Here is a 19,905-nt window from a genome sequence, read left to right on the forward strand (position 1 = left end):
GTCCAAGTTGGGTAGATACAGATATGCTCATCAGAGAAATTCATGGCAAAAAGGTAAAATTTCCTGGAATTGTTACACCAAGACAAGTTGTGATCAAGGCTATGGAAGATGCAAAAATGGGGAAAGAGCTATCTATTTGTTCGATATATGTCAAGTGTCAATATTTTTATGCTAAATTTATGCCACGACAATGGATTATGAAGATATGGATGAGGTCGTTAAGAAAACTGGATCATAATTAGAGATATTTATATATTAATATGCAATTATTGACTTGACAAAAATGAGAAAACATTGTAACATAACAGTGTTATGTGAGGTGATGAACAGAGTGCAAAAAGAAGATACAAGAGAGCGGTTATTGTTTTTTGCTAAACAGGAGTTTCTAGAAGTTGGTTATCAAAAATCATCACTACGGAAAATTTGTAAAAATGCAGGAGTGACGACAGGAGCATTATATTTTTTCTTCAAGGATAAGGCAGATTTGTTTGATGCTTTAGTCCATGATTTTGCAGATGAAATCATGACATTATTAAAAGAACATTCTTCACAAGAGGAAGCAATGCATCAAAAGCAATTTGACCATACAATTACATTGGATATTTCTTTTGGGAAAGAACTGATATCAACTTATTATGCTCATCAGGATATTGGACAGTTATTGATTAATTGTTCTCAAGGTACAGTATATGAAGATTATTTTGAACAAATTCGCCAATTTATAGAAGCACGTATTCTGGTTGTTTTAGAAAAATTATTAGATTTTCCCAATCCTGTATTTAATGAATGTACATTACATTGGTTATCACATTTACAAGTTCATTCATTTTTACATGTATTATCTCATAATTATAGTGAAGAAAAGGCTTTACAACAAATTGAAATTGTTGTTACCTTTTTAAGAAATGGATTTAATTCTTTAATGGAAGAGGCTTTATTGAGAAAGTAATTCCTTTTCTTTTTCAGCATAACATAACACTGTTATGTTATGGAATAAATATGATAGGAGGAGTTTTCATGTATTTAAATGTTAAAGGTGTTAAAAAGTTTTATGGGCAGGGTGAAGGTCGTATTATGGTTTTAAAGGGGATTGAATGTATCATTGAGAAAGGTGAGATATGTGTTTTACTGGGACCTTCTGGTTCAGGGAAATCAACGTTATTGAATTTAATTGGTGGAATTGAGGATATTGATGAAGGAAGTATTTTTGTTGATCAACAAGATTTAGGGGTCATGTCTTCAAAAGAATTAGGACAGTATCGTCGAAAGACACTGGGGTTTATTTTTCAGTCTTATCATCTTGTTCCTCATTTAACTGTTAAAGAAAATATTGAATCTGGAGCCTATTTAAGTTCATCCCCAATTGATATTCATGATCTTTTACTAAAGTTAGGGCTAGAGGAACATAAAAATAAATATCCTAATCAATTATCAGGTGGTCAGCAACAACGAACAGCTATTGGACGTGCTTTAGCAAAAAATCCAAGTCTTTTATTATGTGATGAACCAACAGGGGCATTGGATTATTACACATCAAAAGATATCTTAGAACTTCTAGAACGGTTACACCAAGATTATGGAACAACAATTTTAATTGTGACACATAATGATGCTATTGCTAAAATGGCTCACCGTATTATGTATTTAAAAGATGGTCAAATTGTCAATATCCAAATGAATCCTCAGCCTATGGCTGTGAAAGATATTGAATGGTAGGTGATAATGATGAGAAATCCACTCCATAAGACTCTCAAAAAGGAGTTTAAACAAAATATTGCAAGATATTTATCAATTATGATTATTCTAGTTGTGATGATTAGTGCTGTTTCAGGATTCTTAACAGTTGCTTATGGTTACAAAGATGCTTTAAAAGAGAATCAGATATCAAGTCATGTTGAAGATGGACAATTCATTGTTACAAATAAAATGAATCAGAAAACAATTGATGAAATTCAAAAAAAGTCTTTACAAATCTATGAGAATTTCTATAGTGAACAAGACATCAAGGAAGACACAACGCTCCGTTTATTTAAAAATCGTGACTATGTCAATCAAGCCACTCTTCATACTGGGCGTTTACCAGAAAATGATCAAGAAATAGCACTTGATAGATTATTTGCATTAAAGAATAACTATGAAGTGGGGACAACCATTCGGATTGACCACTACAGTGTTACAATTGTGGGATTGATTTCTGTCCCTGATTATAGTGCATTAATTGAAAAAAGTAATGATTTAATGATGGATCCTATCCATTTTGGTATAGGTATTGTTGATGATAAAAGTTTTGACTACTATAGTGAATCAAATATCAATTACCAATATAGCTATATCAATACAACATCACTTAGTGAAAAGCAGAATTATGATCAGTTAAATGATATTAAAGACATATGTCAGAAAAATGGTTATCAAATCTCACAAATGTTGACAGCTGAAATGAATCAATGTATTTCATTTTTACCCAATGATATGGGCAGTGATATTCCAATGATTCAAACATTACTTTATATTATGGTTGTCATTCTAGCTTTTATCTTTGTAGTGATTAGTCAGACAATTATTGAAGAACAGGCACCAGTCATAGGAACATTATTATCTAATGGTTATACCAAAAGAGAAATCGTTCATCATTATATGATGTTACCAATGCTCATTTCACTTACAGCAAGCCTTATAGGGAATATTATTGGATATACATTATTTCCACCAGTATTTTCAAATATGTACAATAATAGTTATTGTTTACCACCATTAACTATACATTTTATGTTGGAAGCATTTCTTTCAACAACTGTCATACCTTTTGTCTTTATGATGGTCGTTTTGTATATAATGCTCAATTATAAACTTCGTATATCACCTTTACGATTATTAAGGAGAGATTTACGTCAACATAAAAAGAGAAAATATATATATCTTAAAAACAAATCATTTATAAAACGTTTTCAAAAACGTATTATCATTCAAAATAAAGGAACTTATGTGATGCTGTTCTTTGGTATTTTCTTTGCGAGTTTTATCTTTATCTTTGGTTTTATGATGACACCTTCAATTGATCATTACCTTGAAAATGTGGAAAGGAGTATACATGCTGATTATCAATATATTTTAAAGGCACCAATAGAAATTAAGGATGCTGAAAAGGCAACAGTGACAACTTTAGAAACCAATTATCATCAAGCAGATTTAGATCTAGATGTGACATTTTATGGAATAAGTGAAAAAAGTCAATATTATCAACTTGATTTACCAAGCCAAAAGAATCATATAATTATGAGTTATGATTTAGGTCATAAATTGAATCTTCAAGAGGGTGACAGTGTTCGTTTTACAAATCCTTATACAGAAAAGAATTATGATTTGATTGTTGATAGAATCAATGAAGATAAAGGCGTTCTTGCTGCTTTCATGTCACAAGAGTTATGTAATGAGCTTTTAAGTGAAGATCATAATTATTTTAATGCTTATCTTTCTAATCGAAAATTAAATATAAATGAACAGTATATTTTATCAACAATAACAAAAGATGATATGACAAAGATTGGGGAACAGATGACAACAACCTTTGCTCAATTGATTCCTATTATGACAAGTGTTTCATTGGTTATATATTTTGTTGTCATTTATATTTTAACCAAGCTTGTTTTAGACCGTAATACGCTTTATATGTCATTTTTAAAAGTCATGGGTTATGAAAATAAAGAGATTAAGAAGATTTATCTACAGGCAACGACTCCAATTGTAGTGATATCATTATTCATTTCATTACCATTATGTATTATAGGTTTAAATCAATTGTTATTGTTTGCATTTATGCAATTTGCAGGTTATATGGAAGCTTATATTCCTTATTATTTGTATGGGATGGTATTTATTGTAGGATTGACAACTTATTATATTGTTAACTTTGTTTTAACCAAACAAATTCAAAGAATAGATTTAGGTGAATCTTTGAAAGATATGGAATAACATGGGCACATGTTATTCTTTTTGCAATCTTTTTCTTTTTGAAATTAGTTTTGGAATATATTCATAAATAAGGTATAATAAAAGAAATGAAAAGGAGAATGTTATGGACTTTTTATCAAATATTAATTTAAAGAAAAATACCTTAACTAAGAATGAATTAAAAGCATGTGAACTGATTTTAATGGACTTAAATAAAGTCCAAATGTATTCATTAACAGAGATGTCAGAGAAAATTAAAATTACGAAAACGACCATTTTAAGGTTTTGTCAGAAAATGGGATATAGTGGTTATACAGAGTTTAGATATGATTGTGTGAAATATGTAAACAGTTTAAGTAATGCTGAAAGAGTTATTGAAGATGAAAATGAAAAAATTATGAATGTTGAAAAGATTTATATGGATACAATTAAACTCTTGCATTATACATTAAATGATGAAATTTTAACGAGATTAGCCAATAATATAAAGTCTGCTAGGAAAATCAAATGTGTTGGTGAAATTAATTCAGAAGTCAGTTGTTTGCAATTAAAATATGCTTTGGCTATGTATGGTATTGATGCAGATGTATTGCCAAGTTCATCACATGTCAAAGCTTGTGATTTAATGATTAATGAACAAGACTTATTGGTCGTTATGTCAGCTGGAGCAAAAAGTGAAATTGTTAAAGAAAGTTTTGAACTTAAAGAAAATAATGGTTGTCAGATTGCTTTAATTACCATGAACCCATCAACTTCATTAGAAGAAGTGGCTGACTTGTTTGTATTACTTCCAAGTGTAGCAACACTTAAGAATAAATCATTATTAGATAGTGTTCCTATTTATTCAGTCTTTGTCGAAATCTTACTTCATTACTTAAATGAAGAGGTTCAATAAAATGTTCTTTCGTAAACGAAAACTTCCTGATTATATCAGAGAGTCACTTGAAAAATTAGAGACTGAACCTCAAGACTGGTTATCTCTTTATGCAACTGCTTATCAAGTTTTAGACCATAAGCATCAAGATGCTATTGTCCGTCTTGGAAAAATTGGTTATCAGTATCTTTCACGCTTAGCAATTCCACAAATCCTAAAAATAGGGGAACAATGGCGAAGTTATACTTCTTTGCTTTGGTCAATCGATTGGCAAACTATTGATATCAAATCAATGTCTACTTATTTTCAAAACAGTGACGATTATGAGAGTTTACTCATTATGGGAAGTTTTCATCCAAGCGGTTATTTTAGGGAAAAGTGCTTAAAGTTATTATACGCTTATCCTCAGACATTGCCTTTTATGATGATAAGGATGAATGATTGGGTACAACAAGTACAAGAGCAAGCTTATGTATTGACAATGCAAAGACTATCTGAGTGTTCATTGGAAGAATTGATTCAGACTTCTTATGTTCTTATAAAAGTTAAAAAATCTAAGCGACGTCAACAAATTCATTTTGATGAAGTTGAAAAGTATTATATCAATCGCTTCAATGAACTTATTCATAATTTAGATATTTATAACTTATTACGTTTAAATGTATTGACACGAAAAGCTTTTTATGAAATTGTTACTGAACATTCTTTGTTATCAAATGAAGTGATTGAAAAATTATTAACAAAAGAAAAAGACTCTTATTGCTTATTGCTTTTGACAAGGAGTTTATTACACAGTGAGCAGATGGATATGGTGAGATTACATTCATATTTATATCATCCTTCTTTTTATGTGAGAAAAGAAGCTATTCTTTGTTACTATCACTTCAATCAGAATATTTGGAATGGGATTGAGGAAATTTTACTAGATAAAAGTTATTCAATAAGAGACTACATTCGTTTTTTGTTAAGGAAACATACACAATTTGATTGTTTAAATTTTTATCTTCAGCATCTTGATTGTCCAGTGGGCATTTTAGGTGTTGGTGAATGTGGGAGTGAGGAACAGGTTGATATCCTATTACCTTATTTAAAAAGTGACAATGAAAAGATTGTTAAGGTCACTATTCAGGCATTGAGTCAATTGATGAAAGAAAAAGCTTCAAATATCTATTGGCATTTCTTATTGGATAGTAGGATTTCATTATCAAAAGCAGCTTATCAATCAATTATAAAATATAAAGTTCACTATGGAGCAAGATGTGTTTATAAGTATTATCAGCAGGTAAGTCATCAACATCAAAAACGATATTTATTACGAATTTTATTAGCAGAGGATTCTTGGGAAAGATTGCCATTCCTGCTAGAAATGTACTGGTATCCAGAAGATAAGTTATGTCATTATATTCAAACCAAAGTCAATCAGCGAAATCCTTATAAACATGTTTCTCAAGAATTAAAGGAAGATATTATGAATTGTCTTACTCATCAGCAATACCATATCCCTCAGGAGATTTCAGATTCAATTATATTTGATTTAAAATTTGTATGTAAATGATGAGAAGGAGATATTATGGAATATTGGGATTGATACAATCAACATCAGCAGAAATGAGGAAAGACTCACTTAAGAGGAAAACAAATACCATGAGATATGTATCATTTGTTTGTTCATGTATGTATTTTTAATCAGAAGAATTAATTGTTGATTCGACAAAGACAATCTGGTAAAGAAAGATAATCTGATTTATGGGATATGACAGTAGGTGGGAGTGTCTTGGCTGGTGAAACAAGTCAAGTTGCAGCAATATGAGGAAGTTCAAAATGTCAAATGGGCGTCATTAAATGAAATTCTAGAATTCATGTGACACAGAAAGTTTATATCTTATTATGAAAATGATGTTAAACTTTTATATACAGTTGGTTGCATTAGGGAGGATATATGAGCGAAGAAAGACAATCAGTCAATATGGACGAATTTGCAGAGAAGTTTGCAAATGTTTATTTCATCAAATTATTATTTAAAGAAGATATCAAAATACCTCATGAAACATTATATACAAAGTTAGAAGAGGCTTTTGGTGAAGTTGATAAAGTAGCAACAGGAGAATTATCATCTTATGCATTATGCAAGCATGTTGTCACTTATCAAGGTGGAGAGGTTCCATCTCAAGTAATGATAACAAATACGATTCCCTTTGATCAAACGACTATTCCTGAAATGGCAATGTATCAATGCTGGACATGTGATGATGCTAAGGCACTTTTACAAAGTTGCAGTTATGAAGTGATGGTTGGTGATTTTATGGCTGGAGGTCTAGAGATTGAAGAGCGTTGTCAGATGATTGCTAAATATGTGGATATTTTGTTAGAGGTATTTCCAGAATGCATTGCTCTCTATTGGCCACACTCTCAAAAATTTATGCCAGTTCAAGCGTATGTGCAAAGTCAGTGGAATAATCCCAAATTACATTTCTTAGATGGAGGCTTGAATGTTCGTTTTTTTAATATTCAAGATAGTGAAGATATGTTGGTAGATACGACGGGACTTATTTCATTAGGAATCCCAGATTTACAGATTCATTTTCATGATTTAGACCACAATTTTGTGATTCAATATATTTATAATTTTGCTTCTTATTTATTTATGAATGGTGATGTTGTTAAAGATGGTGAAACAATGGATGGTCGTGATGAAAATGAACGTTGGGTCTGTCAACATGAAGACAGTTTAATTGCTCCTAGACGGGTTGTTCTGGATATCAATGCCAACCAGTTTGCAGCTGGAAATAGAAATCAAAATGATATCATAAATGAACAGAAATGTAGGTAAAATATGACACAAAAATTTGGTTTTGTTAAAATAAAAAGTGGTATACATAAAGGGAAAATAGCCCGTTATATTGGAAATGATGAAAAAGGAAAGGCTCATATATCTTTTCGTTATGATCAAGATTTTTTAAGTTGGCCTGTTTATTCGCAAGTGCCAAAAAGTGTTTTGAATGATGATATATCTTTAATTGATATTATAGATCGTTATTACGATGTGGTAGGTGATTTGAATAAAATATCGTTAAAAGGTCATCCCAAGGTTAAAAAGTATTCTGCAAAGCATAATGAATTGATTTGTGAAAGTCATTTGTTAAGATGCTTGTTAAAGGAATATACATCTATTCATCAACTTCAATTTAAGGAGAAGGAAACAAACATTTATTTGATGAGTTCTTTTCAAGATTTATTCGTGGTTAATGATTTGATAGCTGAATTATCTTTGAATCACTGGCATATTTGTCATTATGACCATGAAACACAAACTGCTTACCATTTGGAACATGCTTTGAGTATGTGCAGTCAGTTTGTTTTTGTTTTATCACAACATTATAATGAGAGAGATATGCATCAAGAATATCAGGAAATTTTGGAAAAAAAGACTGATTTACAACAAGTAACTTTTGTTACACTTGATCAAGATATACAATTCAATGAAGACTCTTTGTATATTGATAGAAAAAGTGATAGTGATACACTGAGAAGAAAAGTTCTAGAGTTAGAAAAAAGATTTATGAATTATGATAGTCATTAGTGAAAGTATAATTGAAAGATTATACTTTTTTCTATTCCATTTTGGAATATGAACTTGCGAAAGAAGAATTGTTTGACAATCTTTGCATGTGTTAAGATAGGTGAGTCAAAGAGGGGAAAACCGAGTTGTACCTTCAAAATCATATAGAGAAGGAGAAAAGATATGTCAAAGAAAAAAGTGAGAGATTTACGTTCAGCACTAGAGTTATTACAATCTATTGATGGACAACTTGTTGAAACGGATGTAGAAGTCGATCCATTAGGAGAACTTTCAGGAGTTTATCGCCATGTTGGAGCAGGTGGAACAGTGATGCGTCCTACCCAAGAAGGACCGGCTATGATTTTCAATCATGTGAAAGGTCATCCTGGTGCTAGAGTCGCAATCGGATTGCTTGCGAGTCGAAGAAGAGTAGGATATTTATTGGATTGTGAACCGCAGAAGTTAGGATTTTTATTAAAGGATTCAGTGAATAATCCTATCAAACCAGTTGTTATACCTCATGAACAAGCCAAGTGTCAGGAAGTGAAATATTTTGCAGATGACCCTGATTTTGATATTAGGAAATTAGTGCCAGCACCGACAAATACGTTAGAAGATGCAGGGCCTTATATCACTCTAGGAATGTGTTATGCATCTTCTCCTGAAACAGGAGAATCAGATGTGACAATACATCGTATGTGTTTTCAATCCAAAGATGAAATTTCAATTTTTTTACAACCTGGTGCCCGTCATATTGGATATTTTAGAGAATTAGCAGAAGCCAAAGGTGAGGCATTACCGATTTCCATTAGCATTGGTGTTGATCCAGCTATTGAAATAGCATCATGTTTTGAAGCGCCTACAACTCCTTTGGGTTATGATGAATTACAAGTGGCAGGTGCAATAAGAAATGAACCAGTTGAACTTGTTGAATGTTTAACGATTAACGAAAGAGCAATTGCGAATGCTGAGTATGTGATTGAAGGAGAAATCTTACCTGGAAAACGTATTCGTGAGGATATTCATTCCAATACGGGAAAAGCTATGCCAGAATTTCCTGGTTATTGTGGACCGGCAAATCCAGAATTACCTATTATTAAAGTCAAAGCTGTGACAACCAGAAAAAATCCAATCATGCAAACATGTATTGGACCAAGTGAAGAACATGTTTCTATGGCAGGAATTCCAACCGAAGCGAGTATTTTAACGATGGTAGATAAAGCCATGCCAGGAAAACTGCAAAATGTTTATTGTGCTTCTAGTGGTGGTGGGAAATATATTGCAGTCATGCAGTTTAAAAAATCAGTTCCTTCTGATGAAGGACGTCAAAGACAAGCCGCATTATTAGCATTTAGTGCTTTTGCAGAATTAAAACATGTTTTCTTAGTTGATGAAGATGTGGATCCATTTGATATGAAAGATGTGATGTGGGCAATGACGACACGTTTCCAAGCTGATCTTGATCTGATTACAATTCCAGGTGTACAATGTCATCCATTAGATCCATCTAATCAGCCAGAATATTCTGCTCATATCAGAGCCCGTGGCGTTGCTTGTAAAGCTATATTTGATTGTACTGTTCCATTTGATCAAAAAGCGCGTTTTGAAAGAGCAAAGTTTATGGATGTTGATCCAAAATGCTGGTTACCAGATATGTTGAAATAAGGGAGGAATAAAAAATGCCTATAGGAGTGATTATTAATGCCTGCTCAGTTCTTTTTGGAGGAATTGCAGGTGCATTAGTGGGACATAAATTAAGTCCAAAATTTAAAACAGAAATAAATCTTATTTTTGGTGTGTGTTCAATGGGCATGGGGATCAGCACGATTGGACTCATGAAAAATATGCCCGCTGTTATTTTTGCAATTATTATCGGAACAGCAATTGGATTATTATTACATTTAGGTGATTGGATTCAAAAGGGTGCAACTTTTATGCAAAAACCAATTGCGAAAGTCTTTCAAAATAATTCAGATATGAATGAAGAAGAATTCTTAACCCAATTGGTGACGATTATTGTTTTATTTTGTGCGAGTGGGACAGGAATATATGGATCTCTAACCGCCGGAATGACTGGCGACAATTCGATCTTGATTTCTAAATCCATCTTAGATTTTTTTACAGCTGCAATTTTTGCATGCAACTTGGGGTATGTTGTTTCTATTATTTCTATTCCACAATTCTTAATTTTCTTTGTTTTATTCTTATGTGCAGGATTGATATTTCCAGTGACATCGCCTGATATGATTGCTGATTTTAAAGCTTGTGGAGGGTTTCTGATGTTAGCAACTGGTTTTAGAATGGTGAAACTGAAAAATTTTCCTATTGCTGATATGATTCCTGCTATGATTATTGTTATGCCATTGAGTTATATTTGGGTGACTTATATTATGGCATTGGTGTAATATGAAAAGAATAGTGATTGGAATAAGTGGGGCAAGTGGGATGCCACTGGCTATTCATTTATTGAAAATGTTACAGGTAACTCAAGATGTTGAAACACACTTAGTGTTGAGTAGAGGGGCCGAAATGACCATTCTACAAGAAACTGGTATGAGAATTGAAGATGTGAAATCATTAGCTGATTGCGTTTATGATAATGATAATATTGGAGCAAGTATTGCAAGTGGAACCTTTCATACAGATGGTATGATTGTTGTTCCATGCTCCATGAAGACTGTTGCAGGTATTGCACAGGGCTATTCGGATAACCTATTATTGCGAGCGTGTGATGTCATGATTAAAGAACAAAGAAAACTTATTTTAGTGACAAGGGAATCTCCTCTATCATCAATTCATTTGGCTAATTTGTTGAGTTTATCTCAATTACATCATGTGATGATTATGCCACCCATGCTAACATATTATAACTTGCCTCAAACCATTGAAGATATGGAAAGACATATGATTGGGAAGATGCTTTCTCAATTCGATATTGAAGTTCCCTGCTTTAAACGCTGGCAATAAAAAGCAGTCTAGTGGCTGCTTTCTTGATACTTTATTGGTTGTAAAGTGTGAACAAACTCTTGAATGGCTTCTTTGTGCTTTGAATTGAAAGAATAATAAAGTTTAATATCACCATGAATATTTTCAATAAAAGGGAGAATGTGAACTTGATTAAGATGGAAAATATGTAATGATTTTTTCATGAGCAATGCAATCCCATTATTTTCACTAGCTGCACTTAGAATTGTTTCAATTCGACCATGTCTATGAATAATGGGATTGAATCCAGCTTGCTGACATGCCTTGATAGCAAGATTACAAATAGTTGTGTATTGAGGGGGGAGAAGCAGTTTTTCATCCTTTAATTGGTTTATAGATAATTGCTGAAGATGGGAAAATGGATGTTGTTTAGAAATGGCTGCGACTAAACTGTCTTCATAGAGTAAAATTTGCTGAAAAGCATGGAGTTCTTCATAATCACCTCTTAAAATATAAATATCATAATCGTGATAATCTAATTTATGATGTAAATCTCGTTCTTCAACTTCATCTATAATCAAATGAATATGAGGATGATTTTTAGAGAAATCATTTAATTTATGTGCCAAATCGTAATGTGAAAAGATTGGCAGCATGGCAATTTTAATAGTATTATGATTTTCTTCTTTGATTGTTTGTAAATGATCTAACATTTTTTCATAATCTTTGAGAATCAGTTTTGCATCTTTTAATAACTGTTGTCCATCATGTGTAAGAGTGATTTGGCGATGGCTGCGATCAAAAAGGAAAATTCCCAATTCTTGTTCTAACTTAGCAATTTGTTTTGACAAAGCAGATTGAGTGATATTCATTTCTAAAGCAGCTAATGAGAAAGTTTTATGAACACTCACTGCATAAAAGTATTGTAATTGTTCAATTGTCATTGTAGTCACCTATTCTTTATTGGAATATTTTATCATAATTTTTAAAGAAAGGAAAAGGAAAGATGAGAGGGATATGTATGAAACGCACAATTGAATGGATGGGCAAAGATTTAGTTATTCATATCTACAATGAAAATGGCCATATAGGCAGTGTTGTCACTGGAGAACCTTATATAAAAGAGAATGAAACACATGTGACTTTTAATACATGGAATCAGCTTGGACATAAGGATGATATTGTTGCAACAATGTATGTGAAAGCTGCAGTCATGAAATATCATTGTGTTGTCAGTTGTATTTGTGGAATTCATTTAGATCATATAACACCTTTAGAAATGCAAGCTATATTCAATTGGGTTAAAGAAGATATAAAGACTCTATAATAATCACTATTCTATAACAAGATAGTGATTATTTTTTTACTCTCAAAAAGGAGTGCTTATATAATATAGTAATGATATAATGTATTTATATTTGAAAGTTATAAAAATTTAAACTTGGAGGATTGTTATGAAAAAATGGTATGATGAGGAATATGAATGGGAGATTGAGGTCATTGGGTTCCTTCGTAGTGACCATACAGAGCGATATTGTCGTAATGGTGAAGAGATAGGTGATAAATATACATGTACATATGGCTGTCCAGTTAATCAGGATGGACAAGGCATTTGTTCTAAAGTCATGACAGTGATGTTTCCAATTATGGAAGCAGTCAGAAGTGGTGGTGATTTAAAAAATATTGGTGGAGATAGTCATTATAGCAAAGATATTGTTTGTCCAGATGGTTGTGTTATGTTTAGAATGACAGCTAAGAAACTTGATAATGAAAATTTTTATAAGGGAAAATTTTTTGAATGAGTTCAATGAAATTTAATTATGTCAAAAAATTTTTAGTAAAGGAGAGATAAATATATGAAAGATTTTTTTAGTGCACTTGTCAGTCAAGAAAAAAATAGAGTTATACCTGAAGAGTTTAATTATTTTGGAAAACTTATTGGGAGTTGGCAAATTGATTATGTTGAAAGTCATCATTCTCGTGTCATAAAAGGTGAATGGCATTTTTCATGGGTTCTTGAAGGCATGGCAATTCAGGATGTCATTATCTTACCTGATTATGAATATGGAACATCACTTCGGATCTACAATCCTGATACGTATGCATGGGATGTTGCTTACGGTTATACTGGAAAAATTATACGTCTTGAAGCAAGAAAACAAGATGACATGATAGTTCTTACATACATTGATGATGAAACAAGAAAATGGATTTTTACAAGGATTGAGGATAATCAATTTCATTGGCAGAACATCACTATAAAAGATGATGGTGACTGGTATGTCAATGCAGATATATTTGCAAAACGTATCTTATAGGCATGGTCTATGAGAAAATAAAATGAGAGTTTATAGAAGAAATGTTACATTTTGCAGAGGAGGTCAATATATGGGTGCATGGGATTATGGTGTGTTTGATGATGATACGGCTTATGATGCTTTAGATGATTTAAAAGAGTCAGCAAATATTGTGATTGATATGGAAAAATATTTTAACGAGGTCATAAAGACAGATTATGTCGATTATGATAAAGGACATTATGCATTAGTATCAGCTGCGGTTATAGATAGTGTCATAAATGGGACATCGTATAGATGTGATGATAGTTATAGTGAATGGATAGAGACATTAAATGAATTTGATTTGACTCCACTCAAACAAAAGGCTATACAAGCTATTGATAGTGTTCTTTCTCATCATTCTGAATTGAATGAATTATGGGCAGAAAATGAAGAATTGTATACTTCATGGCGAAATGATAAACTTGGAATACAGAAAAGACTTATAAAATAGGTGTATGTAACAAACAGTTGTTTAGAATTTGTAAAGGACAATGACTATGATTTTAGTGATAGAATGTATGATTGCTTGTATTGCCAACACGATAAAAAAAACCAGTGAAATATATTATGTCCTATTCTCTAGAAATCAGAAAGAGAGTTGAGTCTTTGGCAGCAATCGCCTATTTTTCAGGAACTAAAATCTTTTCAATGCAAGTTTTACATGTGTTTATATTATTCATTGTTGTTAATCTCTTTGATGTCATTGTGTTTGATTTTGGCGTGTTCTGTTATAGTAAAAAATTAAGAATTGCTGGAACTGCAGATATGGATAAAGAATACGAAAATTATTTATTCCATGTCAAAGGAGACATAAAGGGAATTATGTTAGGAAATGTGATTTCTCTTTTATCTGTATGCATTATTTACATAGTATCTATTATATAAATACCCAATTCAAAGCATTGATGTAAAAAGTAATAAAATTAGATTTTGCATTAGAATATTTATAGGAGGAATAAATTTGATGAAAGATTTATTAAGAAGCGAAGAATACGATTTTGTTAATGCTAATGACAAGCGGTTTATAGTGGCTTTTGATTCTGAAATGTTAAAGTTGGGTTATACTTGTAACCAAACAATAGGAGAGGGATATTGTTGGGGAAGGAAAATGATTATTTACACGAAAGCAGGCGTGAAAAGCAAGAAATCATATGCTCGAATTTATTTACGTGATAGTGATCTGATTCTCCGTATGTATTTCAGCAATGTAGATAAACATAAGCAGGTAATTGAACAAGCACCAGACTATATTCAGCATGCATTCACTGATGATTATGGAGCTTGTAAGCATTGCCATAATATGAAAGAGGATGGGACATGCAATCATAGAAAAAGCTATACGATTCACAATCGACAGTATGAATTTTGCGATGGTTTTGCATTTTGGTTCTTTTCTCCTGACCTTGCAAGATTACCAGATTACATCAAGTTGTTTCTAGACTTTTATCCAGATAAAAAGCGAAAAGTAAAAGTTATGTCATAATGGACTCAGGGGGGATTGAATATGAATAAGGAATGGTCTGAACTTAATAAAATAATGCAGGCTCAAATAAAAAAGAAAGATACTTATAAGATGGGTATTGATACTTTACTTAGTTTACGGAGTCAGTTAATGCAAACTTTAGTATCTTTCAAAGAGGAGTTATGCAGAGAAGATTTTAATGCAATTCCCTTCATAAACGCTGATGGTTATCATAGTAAGACAATCGCTTATTCTATTTGGCATATTTTTCGCATTGAAGATATAGTTATGCATACAGTGATAGATGAAGATGAACAAGTATTTTTTGCTGGCAATTATCAAGAGCGTATCAATTCACCCATCATTACAACAGGAAATGAACTTATTAAACAGCAGATTGCAGACTTTTCAAAACAGCTTAATCTGGAAGAATTATATTCATATATTTTTGAAGTACGGGAAAGCACTGAAAAAATGCTTGAACAGTTATCTTATGATGAACTGAAAAGAAAAATACCAGAAGAAAGAAAAGGATATTTAGAATCGTTGAATGTAGTCAAAGACACTGAACAAGCCATTTGGCTGATTGATTATTGGTGTAATAAAGATATTCGTGGACTCATTCAAATGCCGTTTTCAAGACATTGGATTATGCACACAGAAGCTTGTTTGCGTATTAAGAACAAGATACATTCATAAGCAAAAACCCTAGTTTATAGGATTGGTGTAAAGAGTCATAAAATTAGAATTTAAAAAGGAGTTTGATTATGGATAAAAGTAGTTTCAGGTTTAATGCAAGCCCGTATGGTAGCGGTGAATATATCGCAGAAGTTGATGGATTGAAAATAGAGATTTCAGAAAAGTATTTTTCAGATGAAAAAGTAGCATTTGCTGAAAAGCTAATAGCAAGCTATCCTACAAAGGTACCTGCCTTGGCTAAGTTTTGTATGGAATCCGAGTGCTTTAAAGCATGTTACCCTGATGAAACCATGGATACGATTATGGAAAAACTTCATCTTCCAGATATGAGAATTGATAATATTGGAGGTATTTTAACTTATTACAATCACGAACTGGATGAGGAACATATAATTGAGGTTGAATTTTCCGGTTTAATGAATAGTTTTTTCTCTGTTGGAATTGATGGCTGAGTATCAGTTTGTTAAACTGGAAAATTAGAATTTGAAAGGGAATATCAATATGACAGAATCAATAAAGAATAGATATAATTATGAATCATTATATAAAGTAGCTATGGATATTCAATCAGTTTATGAGGCGTTTCAAGTAGATGAGTTTTTAAAATCAACTATGGATGATACGTGGGATGGTTTAGAATTAAAAGATAGAATAATAAAAATAAGTGATAACTTAGGTCAATATCTTCCAGCAAAGTACAGTGAAGCTATAAGCATTATTGACAAGATAGTGATGAATTATGGCAATTGGTTAGATGGCTTTGCTGGTTTCTTTCCTATTTTTGTTGAAATTTATGGACAACATGAAGCAGATTGGGATATGTCAATGGGAGCATTGGCAAGATATACACAGTATGCATCCTCAGAACTTGCTGTAAGGGCATTTATTATTAAGGATGAAAAACGGATGATGAAACAGATGATTGAGTGGTCTAAGAGTGATAATGAGTATGTGAGAAGGCTTTCTTGTGAAGGATGCCGTCCTGCGCTCCCTTGGGGACAGGCACTCATTAGTTTCAAAAAAGACCCTACTCCCATCCTTCCCATTTTAGAACAGTTGAAAAATGATATTTCAATTCATGTTCGTAAAAGTGTAGCTAATAACTTAAATGACATTTCCAAGACACATCCAGAGTTAGTTACAAAAATTGCAAGGAATTGGTATGGAAAATCTAAAGAAACAGATTGGATAGTCAAACATGGATGTAGAACACTTCTTAAAAATGGTCATCGTGATGTGCTTGCCATATTTGGGTATCAAAACACTATGATTACTGTTGAGAGTTTTGCTTTGAGTAAGAATGCTATTTTTATTGGTGAGAATATTTCATTCTCTTTTGTTATTTCTACTAAGGAAGAGACAAAGGCAAGGCTGGAATATGGGATTGATTATGTAAAATTTAATGGTAAAAGAAATAGAAAGATATTTAAAATATCTGAAATGACATTGAAAAATAGTGAAAGAAAGCAGTATACAAAAAAGCACTCTTTTGCGGATATAAGTACAAGGAAGCATTATCCAGGTATCCATTCTCTTACCCTTATTATCAATGGGGTAGAACAAGGAAAACTAGATTTTGAATTACGTTCTCGAAAGGTAAAAGTTTAGCTTATAGAAATGTTAAAATGAAAATTTGAGGAGAGGTTTTATGTTTAATGAAATATGTATATATGAAGCAAAATTAAATAAGTTAGATGAAATTGAAGAACTCATGAAGGAAGTGGCAGAATTTTATCTGAAACAAGATGGTGTGATTGATGTTCATTATATAAAGCGTACTCATCGACAAAAAGACTTTAATGCAGTTAAAGAGGGGGAATTACCTATTCGTCTGACAAGAAATATAGGGAAAGTTACATATGTATTATATTGGGCAATGGAAAATGAAGAAGTTCATGCAAGAGTTGGAAAACTTGGTATAGAGAAATTTTACAAACGATGGAATAGGTGTTTAACCACAATGCCTAAAATAATTTTAGGAGAGAATATTGTTTGAATTATATCTTCAAGGTTGATGAGTTATAAAATTTAGAATTTGAGTAGGTGAATAACATGGTTGATTTTAGTATTAATGAAATGCAAAGAAGACTTCAAGATAAGTATAAGGATCAATGGGAGCCTATTTGTCCTGAGACAGGCAAAAATAAGATGCTTTGGATGATTGGTGAAATAGGTGAAGTCATTGATATCATTAAGAAAAATGGAGCAATACAGGCTTCATCTGATGTTAATTTAAGAAAAGAACTTGTTGAGGAATTGGCTGATGTTCTTATGTATTATAATGATATAATGTTGTGCTATGACATTACTGCTGATGAACTTAAACAAATATATAATAAAAAGTTTCAAAAAAATATGGAACGTTGGTAATTACATTTTCATAGAAAGAAATTATAGATGAATATTATGATAGAAAACAAATGATATTGACTGGAAAAGGTGTTGTATTGGCTAAAGATATTAAATATGATTGAAGAACTTATGAAGTTTGCTTGAATGATATTTTTAGAAGTGAGGTCATCATAATTGAATTTGTACCATTTATTGGAATATTTAGAGATACAAAATATAAGATTGGGGTGAATATATTGAGAACAATACATTATGCAGTTTTAAATGAAATGAGTTGTTCACAGACAATTCCACAAACTATTTTAGATGTCGGTTGTGGGAATGGAGCATTTACACAAGCGGTTTCTGCGAAATTTCCACTTAGTACTATCACTGCAATTGATACTTCTATTTCTCAATTGGTTTCATCTGCCAATATAACATTTATGAAAGGAAGTGTTGAGCAATTGCCATTAGTTTCAGAATCATTTGACTTGGTTATTGCTGTATTATCGTTACATCATTGGAAAGAAAAAAACAAAGGAATTAATGAAATATATCGAGTTCTTAAAAAAGGTGGCAGACTTATAATTGGTGATCCATTGCTTGAAGACTGGATGAGTCATTATATCCTTGGAGTGTTAATGCAAGTATTAGATGGTGGCTCTTTTACAGATAAAAAAAGAGTAAGCGAATATTTAAATATGGCAGGATTTGAAGATATTAGTATAAGGCTTATTCCAAATACGATGAAGTCGTTATATCTTATTACGGCAAAAAAAGCTATATGAGAATATGATCAGTTTAATAAGAATCAATACATATTATCAAACTTTGATAAGGAATTTAGAAAGTTAACAAAAAATAAGTATTTTAATTTATTAGATAAATTCTGATTTATAGAGTGAATAAAGTAATAAATTGAAAGTGAGGTGCTAAATTGAAAAAGAATATAATACTTTCTGTATGTTTCATGTTTTTGCTTGTGCTCACAGGTTGTTCATCAAAAGATGGTGAAAAAGATTTGTCAATGCGTCAAGATCTGGCACTCATATATGAAGAAACAGTATCTCCGAATAAAGAATATGTCAAATCAGAAGAAGATATAGTGAATTATAGTATTGAAGTATACCAAAATAAAGACTATAAAATTTTAGTTAATGCGAAATCTAATTCTCAATTTTTCGAGCCAATGCAATATGAATTAGAATATGATAAGAAAATAACTGAATCAAATATAACTGTAAAATGGACAACTCTTATGGGGAACCCAAAAGCAAAAGAAAATGATCAATTAGGTGTAGCTTATGTATCTATTTTGGAGAATGGAAAAGTATTGAGTGAAAGAAAAATATCTTTTGTCAATAAAGCTATTGAGACGATAACAGATACAGTTAATAAGAAGTGAAAATAACTACTACACTTCCTGAGAATTCTTTCTTGCTTTAGGGTATGCATTAAAAAAGAAGATTTAATCCTATTGATAAATACAATAGTTTTAGATATTCTATTCTTTTAAATATCCATTATCGAGTAGGAATCTTTTTGAGATCGGGTAGTTATTTTTTGTTTCCTTTTATAATTTCAAGGAGTAGCTTGACAATGATTGCAATGATAGCTATCACTTAGGATAGTATTTCATAATCGCTCATGCTAACCACCTCCGTTGTTTCAAATTTCTCTAATGAGATATCTACATCAATAGAGTTTCCAATCTCTGGTCTATTGACCAAAGCATAACCACCTACCGTTATAATTATTC

General features: G+C 31.7%; 24 protein-coding genes and 1 pseudogene. 24 read left to right on the forward strand and 1 reads right to left on the reverse strand.

Going from position 1 to position 19,905, the window contains the following annotated elements; genetic code table 11:
• The 11 genes and pseudogenes from AC5M21_RS10190 to AC5M21_RS10240 all read left to right on the forward strand — a co-directional run.
• Window positions 1-242: pseudogene (locus tag AC5M21_RS10190) on the forward strand (SDR family NAD(P)-dependent oxidoreductase); the annotation flags it as partial.
• A gap of 80 nt (window positions 243-322) precedes the next feature.
• Window positions 323-949 carry a TetR/AcrR family transcriptional regulator gene (locus AC5M21_RS10195; RefSeq protein WP_302280522.1) on the forward strand — a complete coding sequence of 209 codons (627 nt, stop codon included), beginning with the start codon at window positions 323-325 and terminating at the stop codon, window positions 947-949.
• 68 nt (window positions 950-1,017) lie between these two features.
• Window positions 1,018-1,716 carry an ABC transporter ATP-binding protein gene (locus AC5M21_RS10200; RefSeq protein WP_008787653.1) on the forward strand — a complete coding sequence of 233 codons (699 nt, stop codon included), beginning with the start codon at window positions 1,018-1,020 and terminating at the stop codon, window positions 1,714-1,716.
• Between the two features lie 9 nt (window positions 1,717-1,725).
• On the forward strand, window positions 1,726-3,972 hold the full coding sequence (locus tag AC5M21_RS10205; protein WP_008787654.1) for an ABC transporter permease: 2,247 nt from the start codon (window positions 1,726-1,728) through the stop codon (window positions 3,970-3,972).
• Window positions 3,973-4,075: 103 nt separating this feature from the next.
• Window positions 4,076-4,846, forward strand: a complete 771-nt coding sequence (locus AC5M21_RS10210) for a MurR/RpiR family transcriptional regulator (protein WP_008787655.1) — start codon at window positions 4,076-4,078, stop codon at window positions 4,844-4,846.
• Between the two features lies 1 nt (window position 4,847).
• Complete coding sequence (locus tag AC5M21_RS10215; RefSeq protein WP_017143878.1) at window positions 4,848-6,380, forward strand: hypothetical protein; 1,533 nt, start codon at window positions 4,848-4,850, stop codon at window positions 6,378-6,380.
• A 384-nt stretch (window positions 6,381-6,764) separates the two neighbouring features.
• Window positions 6,765-7,655 (forward strand): DUF4261 domain-containing protein, encoded by an 891-nt coding sequence (locus AC5M21_RS10220; RefSeq protein ID WP_008787657.1) that lies wholly within the window; start codon window positions 6,765-6,767, stop codon window positions 7,653-7,655.
• Window positions 7,656-7,658: 3 nt separating this feature from the next.
• Entirely contained in the window at window positions 7,659-8,405 is a 747-nt protein-coding gene (locus AC5M21_RS10225) for a hypothetical protein (protein WP_008787658.1), read from the forward strand.
• A 162-nt stretch (window positions 8,406-8,567) separates the two neighbouring features.
• Window positions 8,568-10,049 (forward strand): UbiD family decarboxylase, encoded by a 1,482-nt coding sequence (locus AC5M21_RS10230; RefSeq protein WP_008787659.1) that lies wholly within the window; start codon window positions 8,568-8,570, stop codon window positions 10,047-10,049.
• Between the two features lie 14 nt (window positions 10,050-10,063).
• Complete coding sequence (locus tag AC5M21_RS10235; RefSeq protein ID WP_008787660.1) at window positions 10,064-10,789, forward strand: DUF554 domain-containing protein; 726 nt, start codon at window positions 10,064-10,066, stop codon at window positions 10,787-10,789.
• 1 nt (window position 10,790) lies between these two features.
• Window positions 10,791-11,351, forward strand: a complete 561-nt coding sequence (locus tag AC5M21_RS10240) for a UbiX family flavin prenyltransferase (protein ID WP_008787661.1) — start codon at window positions 10,791-10,793, stop codon at window positions 11,349-11,351.
• Window positions 11,352-11,359: 8 nt separating this feature from the next.
• Here AC5M21_RS10240 and AC5M21_RS10245 read toward each other — a convergent pair whose 3' ends face one another.
• Window positions 11,360-12,253: a LysR family transcriptional regulator gene (locus AC5M21_RS10245; protein ID WP_117598815.1), complete on the reverse strand. Its 894-nt coding sequence runs from the start codon at window positions 12,251-12,253 to the stop codon at window positions 11,360-11,362.
• A 77-nt stretch (window positions 12,254-12,330) separates the two neighbouring features.
• Here AC5M21_RS10245 and lpdD point away from each other — a divergent pair, with 77 nt between their 5' ends.
• The 13 genes from lpdD (at window position 12,331) to AC5M21_RS10310 (ending at window position 19,551) form a co-directional block, all read left to right on the forward strand.
• Window positions 12,331-12,636, forward strand: coding sequence for a prenylated flavin chaperone LpdD (gene lpdD, locus AC5M21_RS10250; RefSeq protein WP_236916430.1), 306 nt, complete (start codon window positions 12,331-12,333; stop codon window positions 12,634-12,636).
• Between the two features lie 127 nt (window positions 12,637-12,763).
• Entirely contained in the window at window positions 12,764-13,111 is a 348-nt protein-coding gene (locus AC5M21_RS10255) for a TIGR04076 family protein (RefSeq protein WP_008787664.1), read from the forward strand.
• A gap of 54 nt (window positions 13,112-13,165) precedes the next feature.
• Window positions 13,166-13,627, forward strand: a complete 462-nt coding sequence (locus AC5M21_RS10260; protein ID WP_008787665.1) for a hypothetical protein — start codon at window positions 13,166-13,168, stop codon at window positions 13,625-13,627.
• Between the two features lie 70 nt (window positions 13,628-13,697).
• Entirely contained in the window at window positions 13,698-14,102 is a 405-nt protein-coding gene (locus tag AC5M21_RS10265; RefSeq protein WP_008787666.1) for a DUF4259 domain-containing protein, read from the forward strand.
• A gap of 155 nt (window positions 14,103-14,257) precedes the next feature.
• Window positions 14,258-14,536 carry a hypothetical protein gene (locus tag AC5M21_RS10270; protein ID WP_236916431.1) on the forward strand — a complete coding sequence of 93 codons (279 nt, stop codon included), beginning with the start codon at window positions 14,258-14,260 and terminating at the stop codon, window positions 14,534-14,536.
• 79 nt (window positions 14,537-14,615) lie between these two features.
• Window positions 14,616-15,134 (forward strand): hypothetical protein, encoded by a 519-nt coding sequence (locus AC5M21_RS10275; RefSeq protein ID WP_054325572.1) that lies wholly within the window; start codon window positions 14,616-14,618, stop codon window positions 15,132-15,134.
• Window positions 15,135-15,155: 21 nt separating this feature from the next.
• Window positions 15,156-15,812: a hypothetical protein gene (locus tag AC5M21_RS10280; RefSeq protein ID WP_008787670.1), complete on the forward strand. Its 657-nt coding sequence runs from the start codon at window positions 15,156-15,158 to the stop codon at window positions 15,810-15,812.
• 68 nt (window positions 15,813-15,880) lie between these two features.
• On the forward strand, window positions 15,881-16,264 hold the full coding sequence (locus tag AC5M21_RS10285) for a hypothetical protein (RefSeq protein WP_008787671.1): 384 nt from the start codon (window positions 15,881-15,883) through the stop codon (window positions 16,262-16,264).
• 49 nt (window positions 16,265-16,313) lie between these two features.
• On the forward strand, window positions 16,314-17,420 hold the full coding sequence (locus tag AC5M21_RS10290; protein WP_008787672.1) for a DNA alkylation repair protein: 1,107 nt from the start codon (window positions 16,314-16,316) through the stop codon (window positions 17,418-17,420).
• Between the two features lie 40 nt (window positions 17,421-17,460).
• A complete protein-coding gene (locus AC5M21_RS10295; RefSeq protein WP_008787673.1) occupies window positions 17,461-17,808 on the forward strand; it encodes a hypothetical protein in 348 nt (115 codons plus the stop codon).
• Window positions 17,809-17,864: 56 nt separating this feature from the next.
• The gene (locus AC5M21_RS10300) at window positions 17,865-18,182 is read left to right on the forward strand and encodes a MazG nucleotide pyrophosphohydrolase domain-containing protein (protein ID WP_008787674.1); all 318 of its coding nucleotides are present in this window, start codon (window positions 17,865-17,867) and stop codon (window positions 18,180-18,182) included.
• 209 nt (window positions 18,183-18,391) lie between these two features.
• Window positions 18,392-18,934, forward strand: a complete 543-nt coding sequence (locus AC5M21_RS10305; protein ID WP_237713654.1) for a class I SAM-dependent methyltransferase — start codon at window positions 18,392-18,394, stop codon at window positions 18,932-18,934.
• Window positions 18,935-19,083: 149 nt separating this feature from the next.
• Window positions 19,084-19,551, forward strand: a complete 468-nt coding sequence (locus tag AC5M21_RS10310; RefSeq protein ID WP_008787676.1) for a hypothetical protein — start codon at window positions 19,084-19,086, stop codon at window positions 19,549-19,551.
• The last annotated feature ends 354 nt before the right edge of the window (window positions 19,552-19,905 follow it).

The organism is Coprobacillus sp. (assembly GCF_984815275.1).